The organism is Sphingobacterium sp. HSC-15S19 (genome assembly GCF_050433745.1).
Taxonomy (GTDB): domain Bacteria; phylum Bacteroidota; class Bacteroidia; order Sphingobacteriales; family Sphingobacteriaceae; genus Sphingobacterium; species Sphingobacterium siyangense.
Window position 1 is genome coordinate 25,967 of sequence record NZ_JBNPWQ010000003.1, and the last position, 17,383, is coordinate 43,349.

Here is a 17,383-nt window from a genome sequence, read left to right on the forward strand (position 1 = left end):
CGAATTTAGAGTGTAAGATTTAATCCCAATCGAATCGTGCGTGCTAAGGGGTAGCTATTGTAGCTCACTTTGGAAACGGCACTAGTTCCTGTCGCACTTGCGTCAGGATCATAACCTTTATATTTGGTCCAAGTTGCCAAATTCTCTAGTGCCAGAAATATATTGACGCGATTGACTGATTTTCCATTTTTCAATACCTCGTAGTTTAAATTGATATTTTTGAGTCTTAAAAACGATGCATCTCTTACAGTCATTGAATTGATAATATAGTCGCCACCATAGGCTGTAGGGTTTACGCCGCTCGGATATTGATTGGTTGGGTTTTCTGGTGTCCACCTATTCAGGTAGTATTCGGATAACCTGTTGCGATATTCGTTGGTAGGATAGAGGGTTTCGGTGATATTGGCGTCTAACATACTAATTCCGCCTACGTATTGAAGTAGGAAGTCCAGTGAAACATTTTTATACTTGAACGTATTGGAAAGGCTCAGATTGATGGAAGGGAAAGGTTTTCCTAAAATAGTTCGATCTTTTAAGTCTATTTTCCCATCTTGGTTCTGATCTTTAAAGCGAATATGCCCCGGCTTTGCTTCAGGTTGTGCTGAATTTTTTATCTCCGCATCGTTCTGAAATATTCCCTCCGTCTCATACCCATAGAAAGATAACATGGGTTGACCACGTTCTACAAGTTGATAATTGGAGATAAAACTGGCAATAGATCCCGTAATAAGTTGTGGAATAAAATCTGGTAGCTCTTTGACTTCATTTTTTAGTAAGGCCAAATTAAATAGACTATTCCATTGCCATTGATCACGAATAATATTTTTACTGTTTAACTGAAAATCAATACCACGGTTTTCAACATTTCCAAAATTGACCATGTAATTGCTAAAGCCCACCACTGAAGAAATGGGTTTACTGAATAGTTGATCCTTAGTGTTACGTTTGTAAGCGTCGACAGACCCCGTAATTCGCCCACGCAGAAGCTCAAAATCTAATCCTAGATTTATTTCTTCCGTAGATTCCCACCGTAGATTTTTATTAGGTAGTCTCGCAGGGACAACACCCTGATAAATCTTATCACCAAAGACAGCATTTCCCGACGCGACCAAGGTGTTGATTGTTTGGTAATTGTCTATTCCTTGGTTTCCTAATCGTCCATATCCAAATCTCAGTTTAAGCGTCGTACCATTTTCTTTCAAATGGGAAAGAAAATCTTCATCCGTTAATTTCCAGGCAAAAGCTCCGGACGGAAAAAATGCAAACTTGTTTTCTTCCGAAAAGCGCGATGTACCATCTGAACGCAGAGAGGCTGTAATAAAATAACGATCGTTAAAATTATAATTGATACGGCCTAATACACCATTGAGTCTGTTTCGGCTTTTACTAGAACTTACATTGTCGCCTTTATCACCATCTCCACTCTGTAAAAGGTTGTAGGAAGTGACGTCAGATAAAAATTTCATTGAACTGGCTCCCACGCCTTCACTTTGAAACTCTTCAAATGTTGTTCCCAATAAGAAAGCCAATTGATGTTTTCCAATTTTTTTATTGTAGTTGAGTAAAAACTCGCCCAACCATTGGTGGCCACTTGACGCATTTTTTGAACCCAATCCGCCATTGGCAAGACCGTTTATGGTCGATCGGTCCGTATAACTGGAGTTCATCATGTTGGCGGTACTTCCGCCAACACGTAATGTTGCTGTAAAATCGGTAAAAGGTTTAATTTCTGCGGTAATCAATCCATAAAATGTATTGGAGATATTTCTATTCTCCTTACCATTGATTAGGGCCAGTGGATTGTCTAAAGCGATAAAATTATTAAGGTAGTATCGACCATGTTCATTGACGTATGCCGGTAGCGTGGGGTCAAATTGCAATGCGCTATTGAGCGGGCCCGCGGCTTCATTCACTCCATTGGATGTATAGATTGCTTGCTGGTTACCACGGGTATAATTTCCGTTTATATTGAATTTTATATAATCCTTTGGTCGAAATTCCAGATTTGTTCTGAAATTAATTTTAGCGTAGCCCGAGTTTTTTACTAGACCATCCTGGTTGAAATAATTTAGAGCGGTATAGAAATTACTCTTATCCCCACCGCCGGAAAAGCTAAGTTGATGATTCTGTACGACCGCATTTTTTCTAAATATTTCATTCTGCCAATTGGTTCCTTCTCCCATGTTGTTGATCTGGTCTTCCGTAAAAATGGCGTCTTTGTTTGCATCTTTTCGGATAGCATTCAGAACTTGCATGTATTGCTTTCCGTTAAGGACATCCAATTTTTTTGATACATTTTGAAACCCGATATAACTATCATATTTCGCTATAGCTGTGCCAGATTTTCCTTTTTTTGTTGTAATAAGCACTACACCGCTAGCCGCACGAGTACCATAAATAGCAGCTGCTGAGGCATCTTTTAAGATGTCTATTGATTCGATGTCATCCGGACTTAAACTACTAGGGTCGATACCAGGTAGCCCATCTACCACAATCAGGGCATCATTACTACTGTTAATGGAACCTGCACCCCTGACCTGTATTTTGGTTCCTGCCCCAGGCGCCGAATTGGTTTGGCTGATGGTTACACCTGGTGCCTTACCATTGATCAACTGAAGGGCGTTGATATTGGATCCTTGTGTGAAATCCTTAGCTTGAACGGCAGAAATTGAACCTGTGAGGTCTGATTTTTTTTGAACACCATAGCCCACAACAACGACTTCCTCCATTTCATTGATTTGAGGCTCTAAAGTAATGACGAGCTGTTGGGACCGTTGAAAAGATATTGTTTTCTCTTTAAATCCAATAAAATTAATGCGAAGCTCACCACTGGGCGGAGTCTTGGCAAATTGAAAATCACCATGTTCGTCTGTCGCCACAGATTGTCCGGTGCCGACGAGCAGAATAGTGGCTCCGGCAATAGGCTTTCCAGTATTGTCTTTTAATTTGCCCCGAAGATCCTGTTGAAATGTGTTGTCTTTTCCAGCTGTGATTGAAGCAGAAGCATTGGGATGGATCAAAATTGCATTATTACGCACGCTATAGGTCAATTGCTGATCGGCGAGTAATATGCGTAGAGCTTCGGCTAAAGGCTTGTTGGTAATGCTGAGATTCATTTTTTTGTCTTCATCAATTTGTTGAGAATTGTAAAGAAAGTCTTTGCCACTCTGTTTTCTAATCTTTGTTAAAATAGATTTGAAGCTTTCCCCTTTCACATGTAGCGAAATGTTTTGTCCATAACTATTTGCACTGACATGGAACGTGGCTATTACTAGAAACAGGATAATCAGTTTCATAAAAATCATAGTTTTTACGATAATCCTGGTCGTAGGATATCGAAATGAATAAGAAGTTTTATACATTTGAACTGGATAAATTGATTAATAATTTTCGTTTTGTTGGTCGTTATCTAACTGCGGGAGTGTTGGAGCACTTCCGTTTTTTTATTTAAAGTTTATTTATTGGTTACATAAATGCCTCCTTCTTTTATGTTGAATCTCAGGTTGGAAACTTCCTCTAGATTTTTGAGTAGATCACTTAGATCATTGGTGCGTCGATAGGTTCCTGAAAATCTATCCTCGCTTTGTGAGTTGATCTTAATAAATTTAACATCATACCAGTCTCTAATTTGTTCGGTTAATTGATAAATATCCACATTCTCGAATTTAAAATAACCTTGCTGCCATGCCAGGATATCCGTTGTATCTATTTCGGTTTTTTTAGGTGTTGTAGTTTCTCCGTATGCTTGCTGCCCAGGAGAAAGGTGGATCACAGTCTTTGGACTACTAACCTTTACTTTCCCTTCCAGTAATGAAATCCTTTCTATACTGTTAGGGTAACTTTGGATATTAAAATGTGTTCCCAGCACCTCGGTAGTATAATGTAAACCTTGTACAGAGAAGGGCTGTCGATCGAGATGAGTGACCTCAAAATACCCTTCGCCGACTAATTGTACCTGACGTTCCATTTCATTAAAGCTTCTCGGAAACGTAATCTGTGAATTGCTATTGATCCATACTTTTGAACCGTCAGGTAGAACAAGTGCTTGTGTTTGCCCTTTTTGGGTTTGAATAGTCAATTTCGTGTTGTTGGCTAAAACATGTTTGTCGGCTTGTCGAAAAACAAGAGTGCCCGCTGAATCCTTGACAATCCCATAGGTTTTGAAATCGGATTGCTTCAATGGGATGTTGTTGCCGTTAGTATTGTTGCTGGCATAAATAAGACCGCTATGTTTTTTCAGAAAGATTTGATTTACTGTAGTGTCGTGTTGAGGGGTCTCATCCTTATTTTTGTCGGTAAGCGTAAATAAAAGTGCTGCAAGAGAAATTATACCAATGAAAATGGCTGCATAAGGGAGGAAGGTTTTCCAACGGCTATTTTTTATGGCACCGGTCTGATACGGGGTATCTTGAACTAAATGCGCGTGGATATTGGACCAAATCTTGTCTTTTTTATTTTTTTCTAGCGCGACTTCCTTGGAATATTTGAGGTAAAATTTGTCAAATTTAGCCAAAAGATCGGCACTAGGATTAGTGGTCAGTAGAACTATTAATTGTCGCTCCTGTTCTGGACTAAGCTTATTTTCTAGATAGTCTTTGACTAAGTTTTCAAACTCAGAATTGGTCATCATGATATTGGTCTTTATTATAAGAACAATATTGAGTTGGGCTAAGGACTAGTCGATGAAAAAAAAAGTAAAAAATAATAGGGGATAGATGATCGAAGAATCTCCTGGAGTACCCTTGAGTTCTTCTTTGATAAATTTTAAAGAAGACACCAAATGATTTTTTACGGTATTTGTCGAAATGGATAACTGTTGCGCTATTTCCTGATGTGATAGTCCCTCGAATCGACTCATACGAAATACGAGTTGCTGTTTTTTGGGTAGCTTTTGAACCAATTGTTCCAGTGCTTCGTTCACTTCTTTTTCCGCCAAAGGGTCTTGTTCAAAAATGCAATCATGAGATCCTTCGGAGCATAGGGGTTCGAAGAGGCTATGGTATCTTTTAAGCTGTTTGAGCCTATTGAAGCATTTATTTCGACTGATTACATAGATAAATGTTCGAATATTGCTGTCTATATCTATTTTTTCTCTTGAGTCCCAGAGCTGGAGAAAAGTATCCTGTACAATTTCTTCTGCAATGTGCTCATCCTTTAAAATATGAAGCGCAAATTGGTAAACCATTTGCGCATATTTATCATAAAGTACCCTTAGGGCAATTTGATTACCCCGAGATAATTTGTGCAATATGGCAATGTTGTCTTTCAAATGCTGTTCTAAATGTTGTGTATAGCGTGCCTAGATAACCCGACTATTACACCTGGTTAGATGTTTGCTTTATTGAACGTAAGCTATTCTTTACGAAATTCGGCTGTTACGAACTTCGCGAAGAATATACTAAGATAGTAAAATCTCTATTAATCCAAGGTTTGTAAATCACTTTGTTTGCCATTTACCGTATTGTTTGAAATACTGCTATTTGCGACACGTTCAAAAAATAAGGGCTTTTTATTCCAATGAAAAGCAGGGTATTCCTTATTGGTCTTGATTTGGTTGTTGCGAAAGACCAATCCATTGACTGATTTGGCATAAAGAATAGGCTTATCGAAGGTTTCAAAGCGGTTGTCTTCGATGACGATATGGCTATGGAAGTATTTCTGCTGATTTTTTAAATCCGGAATTTCTGGATAGATCGATATAATCGCATTGGTAAATTGGAACATATTGGTCAAGGCATTGATGAAAGTATTGTTCCGGATGCGAATATCGTGACAGCTGCCAGTTTCATACCAACCATTGGCATCGCCACACAGGAGAATAGCTGTACCTGAAGTATGATCAAAGAGGTTGTTTTCTATCAGGGTCTTTTTGGGTGTACTGAATAAAGCACCTCGTGCTCTATTGTGGCGTACGGTATTGCCACTAAATAGTACACGTGGGGTCCACGTAAGGTTTTCGATGCCAATATCCATTTTTGTTGGGTCAATAGCAGGGTCCAAAGCATTACTTAAAGTAATCTTGAATTCGCGGATTGGATCTGAGGCTTTCTCGCGTAAAACGCTAATGGATTGGATCTTATTTTTTTTGTCCCAGAGTTCCATTGTACTGGATCGGATAAATTGGACCGTATCCCCCTGGTAGCCCCAGTCAAATCCGTAGGATTGATCGTGCATATAACGACCGATCAATGTTTTGTCATCTAGTCGTTTGGTGATCTTCAGGTAGGTGCCATGGATATTGATGGCATCATCCATCATATTTTCATAAAGTCCATTCTTCGATACAATAACACCCTTGCAACCCGAAAAATGTGTTGCGTCGGCCTGAGCCGTAAAATAACGGGGATCCTGATCGCTGCGAAGTGCAATTCGGAAACCTTCCAATGTGATGTTGTCCGTTAATTGAGCTAACAAACCCATGCCTTCGGCGTAATGGACGGCGATATTTTCAAGCCGTATATTTTTTCCTTTATGGACAAATATGCCCGGATTGGGACGAAATCCAGCGCGCATGGCAACGACGGTACCCGGTATAAGCTTGCTGTTCTTCCATTGCTGCGCTTGAATGATACCCGGAGAGAGCTCCTTCACTTTGGTTGTGCCCACGCGAATATCGCTTGTATTATAGACAATGCGTTTGGTCTTTTCTTCAAAGGCAATCCCCGATGTCGGTCTCAGTTGCCAGCCTTCACCGGTATTGTAAAATATACTGTCTTTAATCGTATAGGTTACCCAAGGTGCAGTTTGATAAGTAATTGTACCGTTGATTGTATCGTTTTGTAAAATCTTGACCTGGCAGATCTGGGGACGCTCAAAATCGATGTGGATATTTTTCAACGTGAGGTTTTTATTCTCGATCAATGCAATTGGTAACATGCGGCCATGATAGATAAAGTCTGATCCTTGTCCATCAATTGTGATGTTGTCGCAATTTTCAAATGCCATACCTACGGTCTTGGGGTTGTCCTGATCGTGATTGGAGATGTAATATTCGCGGATTAGTGCCCCTTCTGGATGAAAGTCATAACGTCCCTTTTTGAATTTTAAAATAATAGGTTCTTTCTTGCCAATCTTGCTGAAGATGGATTGAATAGCTTTATTGACCAATGCAGTACTATTGTTGCCCATGTTGGGAACAACACCATAGGTGGAAAGATCGATAATCTTCGTTGCGGACTGCGCAAGGCAGTTAAAATACATGAATGGTAGGAGAAGGATAAGCAAATAAGGTTTTAGGATGTTCATGATGTCCTGCTATTGATAAATTGGTTTATATCGCACAATTTCCCTATGGGATTTGGCTTGTCGAATATAGGGATAATCGTTCAACATCCAAATTAAGTCGTGAAGCGTAGCGTTTTTTTTACGCATGTGAAAACATGGTTTTACTCATAAATGGAGGCAAAATACACGATGAAGAAGAAATTTGGTGTTAGGCAAAAGATCGCTACACCCACTGCGGTAATAGTTGCAGAAATTTTAGATTTCTATTTAAAATTTTATATTTTTGAGATCAGGCTTAATCTAAATTGTGAAGAAAAAATCAAGACATCTTTTTCTGGTTTTATGGTTTGTACTGATCTGTCAGATTGGATCGGCGCAATATGGGTTAGAATTTGCCAGTCACAACATGGAAGCCGATAAGCGGACTAGTCTGCAGATCGGTACCAAGGAATCGATTTCTTTTCAACATAAACTGTCTGTTTCGTTCGATCTTTCCTTTTTGCCACTCCAACAGGATTATTTTGGTTATATCTTTCGACTGATTACGGATGATGGTGTCAATATCGATTTGATATACGATCGGCGGCTTGATCAGGACAAACATTTTAAATTGGTAGTGGGGGAGGACTTTACCCCGGTATCTTTCAATATCACAGCCTTACAGTTGTATTATAACTGGACGCCAATGCGCCTCGAGCTCGATATGGATAAAAAGGAGCTTTATTTTCAGGTTGGAACGGCCCGGTATTCCTATCGGCTCAATAAACAGTTTGCGCCTCAGTTTAAGCTCGTTTTTGGTGCAAATATGATGAAGAACTTCCAGACGATGGATGTTCCCCCCATGCGCTTAAAGGATATTCGAATTGCGGATAATAGCAAACTTAAATACTATTGGCCATTGAATGAGTCTTCAGGCACCAAGAGTTTAGATGAACAAAAAAAGAGCACAGCGGAAATCGGTAATCCGATCTGGATCAAACGGCAACGTAGTGAATGGAAAACACAGTCTTCTTTTACACTGGAAGGGCAAGCTAGTGTGGCCTTTGACAAAAATGAAGAAACACTGTTTTTTGTTGGAAATAAGCGTTTAATGATCAGTAAAATTGGTGGTAGTGACTTACGTTCGCAGGAATATGCCGATGGCAAGCTTTTGCTTGTCAATGGTAGCCAATCGCTTTTTGATCCGATCAAAAAGAACGTCCTGAATATCTCCATCGACCAAAAAATCGTTGCTGCTTATGATTCCACCAGTCGAACATGGAATAAACAATTTGATTTTCCTGCTGTAGGCACAAACTATTGGCTGTTCAACAAATATTTTAATTCGTCCGACACGAGTATCTATATGATCGGGGGCTATGGACATTTTAAATACAAAGCGGGCGTATTGCGTTATCATCTGCCCACACAATCTTGGGATAGCATTCCTTTTACAGGTGATGAAATTTTTCCGCATTATCTTGCGGGAATGGGGCAGGGAAAGGATGGGGTATACCTGGCCGGTGGTTATGGCAGTTCCACAGGAGATCAAATGTTGAATCCCCGCATTTCAAATGATTTTCTTAAGCTTGATTTTAAAAACCGAAAGTCTCTAAAAGTTTACGAATTTTCATCTGCATTCGCCGATATGGTATGGGCCAATAGTCTGGTCGTTGAAGATAGTAGTGGACTGTTTTATGGATTGATTTTCCCGAATAATAAATTCAAAACACATTTACAACTGGTGGCAGGTAGCCTCAAAGGGACACAATACCAGTTTCTGGGGAGCAGTATACCCTTCGATTTTCATGACATCCGTTCTTTTGCCGATCTCTATTATGCGCCGAAATCTAAGTCCTTCGTTGCAGTTACCTTGTTTTATGATGATAAGACCGATTTGACTAAGGCAACGATTTATACTTTGCTGGCTCCCCCTTTACCGTCTGAACAGGGTATAATACCTTTGGCTAAGCCTACGCTGCTTAAATACTGCCTTTATGCCCTCGCTGTAATGGGATTATCGCTCTTGATCTGGTGGTATCGAAAAAGAAGCAAGCAAAAAAAACAAACTATTTCCGTCATGGAAACCGATAAAATAGGAGAGCCGCACCTACAAGCAGGTCCCTTGAAGGAGACTGAACAAGATAAGAGCGGGCAATTGGTAGATCTTCCGCAACCCAAGAAAGTGGCCGAGGGATTTGAAACCCGACATGGCGCCGGAATCTACCTTTTCGGCGGCGACTTACAGATTGTGGATCTTGGTGGAAAAGAAATCACAAAGAAGTTTTCGCCATTGCTTAAAGAAATGCTGCTGATTTTTATTCTCTATACCGTACGATGGGAGCGGGGAATTAGCTCAGAGAAGTTGACTGAGCTATTTTGGTCCGATAAGAGCCAGTCCAGTGCGCGTAATAATCGATCAGTGAACATCGCCAAGCTCAATAGTTTACTCGAGCAATTGGGTGATTTTAGGGTGACCAAAAAAAGTGGTTACTGGTGCATTGAGCCAATGGATACAGTATATATCGATTACCTCCGCTTCAGCAGGATGGTATCCAATAAAAAACATTTTACAGAAACTGAAATTAGAGAATTACTCGATATAATTGACAAAGGTGGCTTCCTTTTCGAAGTGGACTATGAGTGGCTCGATAATTTTAAAAGTGAAATGTCTATTCTGGTGCTCACAACGTTGGGCAATTTTATTGAAAATCTGAATGTGCAGGATAATGCTGAACTGATTATTGAGATCTGCAATAAGATATTCTATTTTGATGAAATCAATGAGGAGGCGATGATTCATAAATGTCGTTCCTTGTTACAGCTGGGCTATCACAGCCTGGCCTTACAGTGCTATGAGAATTTCTGTCAGATCTACGCTCGTTTATATGGTGAAGCTTACCCCAAAAGTTTTAAAGACTGTCTAGATTAAGAAAAAATATTTAAAATTTTAATATGTTGATATACAGTTGTTAATGGTGTTTTTGGATGACTGTTAATCTTCTGTTAATCTTCTATTATACCCCTCGCCAATATATTCGTTTTCATACTTAATAACCAATCAAATGAAAGCGAAAAATTATCTTCAACTCTTCCCTAGGGAATAGCGGTAATGGACTGTTTGTAGCAAACAGGTCCTCCCTAAATACATAAACCTAATACATAATTCAATAACCAATTTAAAACAATACATGAAAACAAACTTCATTTTTAATGAAAGGCCACTGCCGTGGAACAAGCTCCGTAGTTACCCTTGGCAGTGGGCATTGTCCTCGCTGCTGCTATTGTCTCCAATGGCAACCATCGCGCAGCAACAGCAGATCGAAGGTAAGGTGCAGACTTCAAAGGATAAGCCGATCGCTGGGGCTTCCATTACAGACCTCCGTACCGGGCATACCACATCGTCTGATGGTCAGGGACGCTTCAAGATTAGCGCATCGCCGGGAGATAAACTCGTGATCACTTTTGTCGGTTACCGCAAGACTGAAATGATCGTTGGGCAACAACGCCTCATGGATGTGTTGCTCAACGAAGATAATACAAGCTTGGAAGAGGTCGTGGTTGTGGGATATGGCACGCAGAAAAAGGCTTCGTTAACAGGGGCGATATCATCGGTGAACAATAAAGAAATCACAGTAACAAAAAATGAAAATGTGGTCAATATGTTAGCCGGTAAGATGCCCGGTGTCCGTATCAGCCAACAGTCGAGCCAACCGGGATCGTTTGAATCAAATATCGACATCCGCGGAATGGGTGAGCCCCTGATTGTGGTTGACGGAATCCCCCGTGATAAAGATTATCTGTCACGCATGGATGCCAATGAAATCGAAAGTGTATCCGTATTAAAGGATGCTTCAGCAGCTGTTTACGGTGTGCGCTCGGCGAATGGTGTTCTTTTGGTGACCACACGCCGGGGAAGCAATGAAGATGGAAACTTTGAAATAAACTATTCCTATAATCGTGCCTGGCAAAAGTTTCTTTATGTTCCCAATACGGTGGATGCCCTTGCCTATATGCAGCTTAAAAATGAACAGATAGGCCGCGATTTTAATAGTAATTATCCGGCGAAGATGCCTCATATTTTTGGACCGGCAGATTTTGAAGCGTATCAGAACGGCACAAAAAAGACATCCAATTATGTCGATGCGGCATTTGACAAAGTATCACCACAATATCAGCACAATCTTTCCATCAACGGTGGCGGCAAGAAAGTTAATTATTTCTTCAACCTGGGCCATATGGATCAGATGGGTGCTTACAAAAGTAAGAGTCTCAACTATAATCGCTGGAATTTTCGCTCCAACATTGATGCGCAGATCACAGATCGTCTGAAAGCGTCTTTGGATGTGGGCGGGTATGCCGATGAGACCAACCAACCACGTACGGATATCTGGGCCGTCTACAAACAAGCCTGGAGACAAAGACCTATTGTGCCGATCTATGTCAACGACAATCCCCTTTATCCGAATTTTGAGATGATCGATAACGAAAATCCGGTCGTGGTAACGGACTCCAAACAGACTGGCTATCGTAAATTTTTACGTAAGCAATTCAACGGTATTATCTCTTTAGACTATAAGGTACCCTTTGTGGAAGGCTTAAATGCGAAGGCAACCTATAATTATGATTTCAAGTACAGTGACAATACGGATTTCAAAAAGTCCTATTTTTTATATAGCTATACACCACCTGTCTATGATGGTAACGGCCAGATTATAACCCCTGAAAAGTATAATGCACATGAGAAAAATGCTCCTACGACCGTGAGGCGGAGTTCCTATCCGGATACACATTCCCTGATGCAGTTCTCGTTGAATTATAACCGTCGTTTTGCCGAAAAACACCAGGTCTCCGGTTTGTTGCTTTTCGTCGAAGAATATAACAAATGGGATAGCTTCTATGCACAGCGGGAGATCATGGTCAATTCGGAATATCTATTTGCTGGTGAGGACAAGAACCAATTGGCAAATATGGAAGGTATTGCCGAACGTACAGCACGAGGTTTGGTCGGTAAGTTCAATTACGATTACTTAGGTAAATACATTGCCGAATTTAGTTTTCGTTATGATGGCTCATCTAAATTTCCAAAAGAATCGCGCTGGGGATTTTTCCCGGCAGCCTCGGTGGGTTGGCGTATCAGCGAAGAAGGGTTTATTAAAAACAACTACAATTTTATCAATAACTTAAAAATAAGGGCATCCTATGGTAAGCTGGGGGATGACCGTTCGGCAGGTAATTACCCTTCAACCATCGTTGGTTATGCACTGGAACCCAATGAAACGGGGTGGATCTTTGGTGGAAACCTCGTGAATGGGGCCCTGCCTACTGCAATTCCCAACCCTAATCTCACTTGGTATACTTCCAAAACTGCTGACGTGGGTTTGGATATGGATCTATGGAACGGCAAGCTGGGCTTGACTTTTGATTATTTTAACCGTAATCGCTCAGGCCTTCTAGCGACAAGCCTTGACTTGATCCCTGGTACTGTTGGTGCCAACCTACCGCAGGAAAATCTGGAAAGCGATCGCACGTTCGGCTATGAGCTCTCTTTGACACATCGCAATAAGATCAATGATTTCAATTATTTTATTAATGCGCAGGTCTCTTCTACCAAGAGTCAATTTCTAAACCGCGTAGAATCAAAAGCGGGTAATTCGTATGACAACTGGCGTAACCGCTATTCTAATCGTAATAAGGATATCTGGTGGGGCAAGGAGTACGCCGGACAGTTTGGATCGTATGAACAGATTTATAACCACCCAACATTGGTAAGCAGCGGCACATTGCCTGGTGATTATTACTATCAGGACTGGAACGGCGATGGAGTGATCAACGATGCCGACAATCATCCTATTGCAACGTACAATATGCCTTTGGTCAACTATGGTTTTACGTTAGGAGGATCGTGGCGGGGTCTGGATCTAACGATGAATTTTCAGGGTGCTGCAAAAGTGTATGTACAGTATAGTGAGGTACTGGCAGGACCACTGCAGTTTGACGGTGGTGCTTTGACGCAGTTTTTGGACCGTTGGAGACCAGTTGATGCCGGTGCCGATCTATTTAACCCAAGCACACAATGGCTTGCTGGATATTATCCTTCTACTGGCTCTGCCATGGCCGAAGGAACCCGGGCGGTTCAAAATGCCTCCTATCTGCGTCTTAAAACCTTAGAACTGGGTTATTCTCTCCCGCAACAATGGTTGAAGACATTAAAAATAAAGAATCTAAGGATCTATGCGAGTGCTTATAACCTGTTGACATGGACGGGTCTCAAATATACCGATCCCGAGCACCCAGGGTCTGCCGGAGGTTCTTCATCGGGTGATATTGATGTGTACAAATATCCCATCAATAAAACCTACAACATTGGAGCATCCATTAAATTTTAATCTCAAAACGAACAAAACATGAAAAAATCAATCGCTATAGCAATCATTGGCCTTTTTCTGTGCTCGGGCATGCAATCCTGTAAAAAAATGGATCTGGATCCACTAGGGGTATTAGGTGAAGATGCGCTTTTTGGAAATGAGGCTGGAGCACGTAAATATGTCGCTGGAATGTACAGCTATCTACCCATAGAAGACTTTGTATATCATCCTGAAAGAGGATTTAGATGGGACAATTATTGGCAAAATTCGGAAACGCTTGCGGCCATGAGTGGCGAGATGACCGGACAATTTTGGGGGGTAGCTGGGGCACAGGGCTTTGGTTACTGGCCATATGATCGCATCCGGAATGTCAATACCCTGATTGCAGGCCTACCTAAATACAAAGCCAATTATACCGAGCAGGGGTACAACCAGATCTTTGGGGAAGCCCATTTCCTACGGGCTTTCTATTATTTTGCTTTGGTTAAGCGCTACGGTGGGGTACCTATTATAAAAGACGTGCAGGATCCAACAGCCGATAAAGAACAGCTCTTGGTTAGCAGAAATAAAGAATCTGAGGTTTATCATTTTATCAATGAAGACTTGCAGGTGGCTATTTCAATGATGTCTGGAAGCAGCGAACGTGGCCGCGCCAACAAATATGTGGCAGCAGCTCTACTTTCCCGCGCCATGTTGTATGCCGGTAGTATTGCTAAATATAGTTCGTATAGCAATCTCTCTGGCGATGCCACAGACAAGCAGTTGGTAGGTATCAAAAAGGAAGAAGCGGAATGGTTCTTCAAACAGGCTTATGATGCTGCAACAACCGTGCTGGCAGGACCGTACAGTCTGTACAATAAAAATGCACAGGATAAGGAACTCAACTACGTAAATTTGTTTTTGGACTTAGACAGCCCTGAGGATATTCTGATCAAGGAGTATAGTCTGACCGCACCACACAACAACCGTCTCAAACATAGCTATGACGCTACGCATTTACCCAATCCGACCTTTTCGAGTGACAATGAGTCTGCGGCATACCCCGTATTGAATGTCGTGGAGTTATTCGGTGAACTTCCAATCACTGATGCGGGTGGAAAACCAGTACGCTATACGGACCGTAAACAGCTGTATGCCGATTTGGAACCTCGTCAGCGGGCCACATTTTACTTCTCGGGAATGGAATTGCGCGAAGGCGCCGAAAGACGGAGTTTTGATATTCAGCGTGGACTCTATAAAACCTTTCCCGGTAAGGCTGCTGATGCACAGATGGGCGCGGGTACTGCGGCGATAAATAGCGAGTCAAATCGAATCTTGGCTGGCCCCAAAAATAGCCTGTTTGATTACAATGGTACGAAGATCAACATAACAGGCGAGCATGGCATGTGGAAAGATGGACATGCCAACAACACCCGAACTGGATTTTACATCCGTAAATACATTAACTATAAAATGTCTACCAAGGATGTGAAGTTATATAACAGTACACAACCCTGGAAGGTCTTTAGGCTCGCTGAGATACTTTTGAATAAGGCAGAAGCTGCTTATGAACTTGGCCTGATCAAAAATGATGATGCACTTAAACAGGAAGCATTTCAATACATCGCGCAGATCCGTAATCGTGCTGGTGCCAAGCCTTATCTCTATACAGCTGCTTCGGCAAACCTCTCCGGTAAATATGGTTATCCGTTGGATGGAAATCTGCAATTTATACGCGAGGAGCGCGAACGTGAACTTTGCTTTGAAAATCACCATTGGTGGGATATGCGGAGATGGCGCATTGCAGATGTGGAGCTCAACAACTTTGTACCCAATTCGCTGATGCCTTACCTTGTATTGGATGAACTGAAATATGCTCCGGGCGGTGAACGGATCAACTCCTTTATTTTTATTCGCGAAAAGGAACCTTGGAATAAGACGTTCAACTTTGAAAAGAAATGGTATTATGAACCTATTCCGGGTGGAGAACTGAACAAAAACCCTAATCTATATCCACAGAACCCTATTTACTAACCGAGCGGAAATGAGAACGATATATTTATTTACAGCATTGACAGGCTTGTTATTTTTAAATGCCTGTTCGAAAACAGATAATTACGATGGCCCGAATGCGAGTATGAAAGGGCAGGTCATTGATAAGGTAACGAATAAACCCTTCCTGACCGGACAGGGCGAATTTAGCATCCGTTTGCTAGAAACCAGTTGGAGCGACAATCCCGCACCGCAGGATATTGCCGTCAAGCAGGACGGATCGTATAACCATACAAAACTCTTTCAGGCAACGTATACCCTCCAGCCCTATGGTGGCGCATTTTGGCCAGCACAGAAGATCGAAGGTTACCAACTGGGGGCTAATGCAGAACAAAACTTTGAGGTGACCCCCTACTTACAGATTAAAAATGTGAAGTGGACCTTAAAAGCGGAAAATAAACTGGAAATCTCCTGTACGCTTGCCGCACCTATTACAGGTGGATTGCCGCAAGTGATTGAGGTTCGCCCATTCCTGAGTCTGACACCATACTGTGGGGCTGGCAACCGTATTGATGCGTATTATAAGGATGAATATCGCGCATTGATCAATCAAAACTGGGAAAATATTGGCAATATGCAGACCGGAGAAGGGAAGGAAACTTACACGGTCAAGGATATTCCATTGAAATCAGGGTACACCTATTATGTACGGATGGGTGCAAAAGTGCGCGACACCTACGAAAAATTCAATTATTCGGAAGTGGAGGTTATTAAAGTACCTTAAGTAAAGAATCTAAACAATGAGCGGGACTTGGTGCCCGCTACTACTACTCAATACTAAATAATTATTCGGATGAAACAATTTATCAAAGCAGGTTCCAGATGCCTATTGGGCATGACATTATTTTTTGCCACACACTTGCAGGCGCAAGATAATCCATTTATCAAACATATGTATACCGCAGATCCTTCGGCACGGGTATGGGCCGATGGCCGCCTGTATGTGTATGCTTCACATGATATTGCTCCGCCTCAAGGTTGCGATCTGATGGATCAGTATCATGTGTTTTCGACGGCGGATATGAAAACATGGACCGATCATGGCGAAATATTACGCGCCTCACAAGTCCCATGGGGTAGAAAAGAAGGTGGATTTATGTGGGCTCCGGATTGTGTCTATAAAAATGGTACTTATTATTTTTATTTTCCACACCCGAGTGGTACGGAGTGGAATAAGACCTGGAAAATAGGTGTAGCTACGAGTAAATCACCAGCAAAAGATTTTGTGGTACAGGGCTATGTAAAGGGGGCCGAAGCACTTATTGATCCGCACATCTTTATCGATGATAATGGACAGGCCTATTTTTATCAAGGGGGCGGTGGTGTCTGTAAAGCGGGTAAGCTCAAAGACAATATGATGGAGATTGATGGTGAATTGCAAAAGATGGAAGGTTTGGAAGATTTTCACGAAGCTTCATGGGTACACAAGTATAATGGGAAATATTATCTGTCCTATTCTGACAATCACGATGAGAACTGGAAAGATGGAGTAAAAGGGGATAACCGCATGCGCTATGCGGTAAGTGATAGTCCAATGGGACCATGGAAATCAATGGGCATCTATATGGATCCGACGAATAGCTATACAAACCATGGCTCCATTGTCAAGTTTAAAGGTAAATGGTACGCTTTTTACCATAACAGTGAATTGTCACAAAAAAATGGCGAATTCAACGATTGGCTTCGTTCCATCTGCGTAGACCGCTTGGAGTACAATAAGGATGGCAGTATCAAGAAGGTAAAGCAGACTGGATTATTGACAGGTCCCAAATAATCGATGG

The 17,383-nt window shown here is 41.6% G+C and carries 9 protein-coding genes; 5 read left to right on the plus strand and 4 right to left on the minus strand.

Features of this window, described 5'->3' with window-relative positions; all coding sequences use genetic code 11:
* Positions 1 to 5: 5 nt before the first annotated feature.
* The 4 genes from L1283_RS03535 to L1283_RS03550 form a co-directional block, all read right to left on the minus strand.
* Positions 6 to 3,296 (minus strand): TonB-dependent receptor, encoded by a 3,291-nt coding sequence (locus tag L1283_RS03535; protein WP_429625756.1) that lies wholly within the window; start codon positions 3,294 to 3,296, stop codon positions 6 to 8.
* A 158-nt stretch (positions 3,297 to 3,454) separates the two neighbouring features.
* A complete protein-coding gene (locus L1283_RS03540) occupies positions 3,455 to 4,630 on the minus strand; it encodes a FecR family protein (protein WP_429625757.1) in 1,176 nt (391 codons plus the stop codon).
* Positions 4,631 to 4,675: 45 nt separating this feature from the next.
* Positions 4,676 to 5,269: an RNA polymerase sigma factor gene (locus L1283_RS03545; protein ID WP_333888539.1), complete on the minus strand. Its 594-nt coding sequence runs from the start codon at positions 5,267 to 5,269 to the stop codon at positions 4,676 to 4,678.
* 149 nt (positions 5,270 to 5,418) lie between these two features.
* Positions 5,419 to 7,245, minus strand: coding sequence for a right-handed parallel beta-helix repeat-containing protein (locus L1283_RS03550; protein ID WP_429625758.1), 1,827 nt, complete (start codon positions 7,243 to 7,245; stop codon positions 5,419 to 5,421).
* Positions 7,246 to 7,531: 286 nt separating this feature from the next.
* On the opposite strand from L1283_RS03550, the gene L1283_RS03555 reads away from it, so the two are divergent.
* The 5 genes from L1283_RS03555 (at position 7,532) to L1283_RS03575 (ending at position 17,376) form a co-directional block, all read left to right on the plus strand.
* Entirely contained in the window at positions 7,532 to 10,135 is a 2,604-nt protein-coding gene (locus L1283_RS03555) for a hypothetical protein (RefSeq protein WP_333888537.1), read from the plus strand.
* Between the two features lie 259 nt (positions 10,136 to 10,394).
* On the plus strand, positions 10,395 to 13,592 hold the full coding sequence (locus tag L1283_RS03560; protein WP_429625759.1) for a SusC/RagA family TonB-linked outer membrane protein: 3,198 nt from the start codon (positions 10,395 to 10,397) through the stop codon (positions 13,590 to 13,592).
* 18 nt (positions 13,593 to 13,610) lie between these two features.
* Positions 13,611 to 15,584, plus strand: a complete 1,974-nt coding sequence (locus tag L1283_RS03565; protein ID WP_313184378.1) for a RagB/SusD family nutrient uptake outer membrane protein — start codon at positions 13,611 to 13,613, stop codon at positions 15,582 to 15,584.
* 10 nt (positions 15,585 to 15,594) lie between these two features.
* Entirely contained in the window at positions 15,595 to 16,326 is a 732-nt protein-coding gene (locus L1283_RS03570; protein WP_429625760.1) for a DUF3823 domain-containing protein, read from the plus strand.
* Between the two features lie 69 nt (positions 16,327 to 16,395).
* A complete protein-coding gene (locus L1283_RS03575) occupies positions 16,396 to 17,376 on the plus strand; it encodes a family 43 glycosylhydrolase (RefSeq protein WP_120336608.1) in 981 nt (326 codons plus the stop codon).
* Positions 17,377 to 17,383 lie beyond the last annotated feature (7 nt).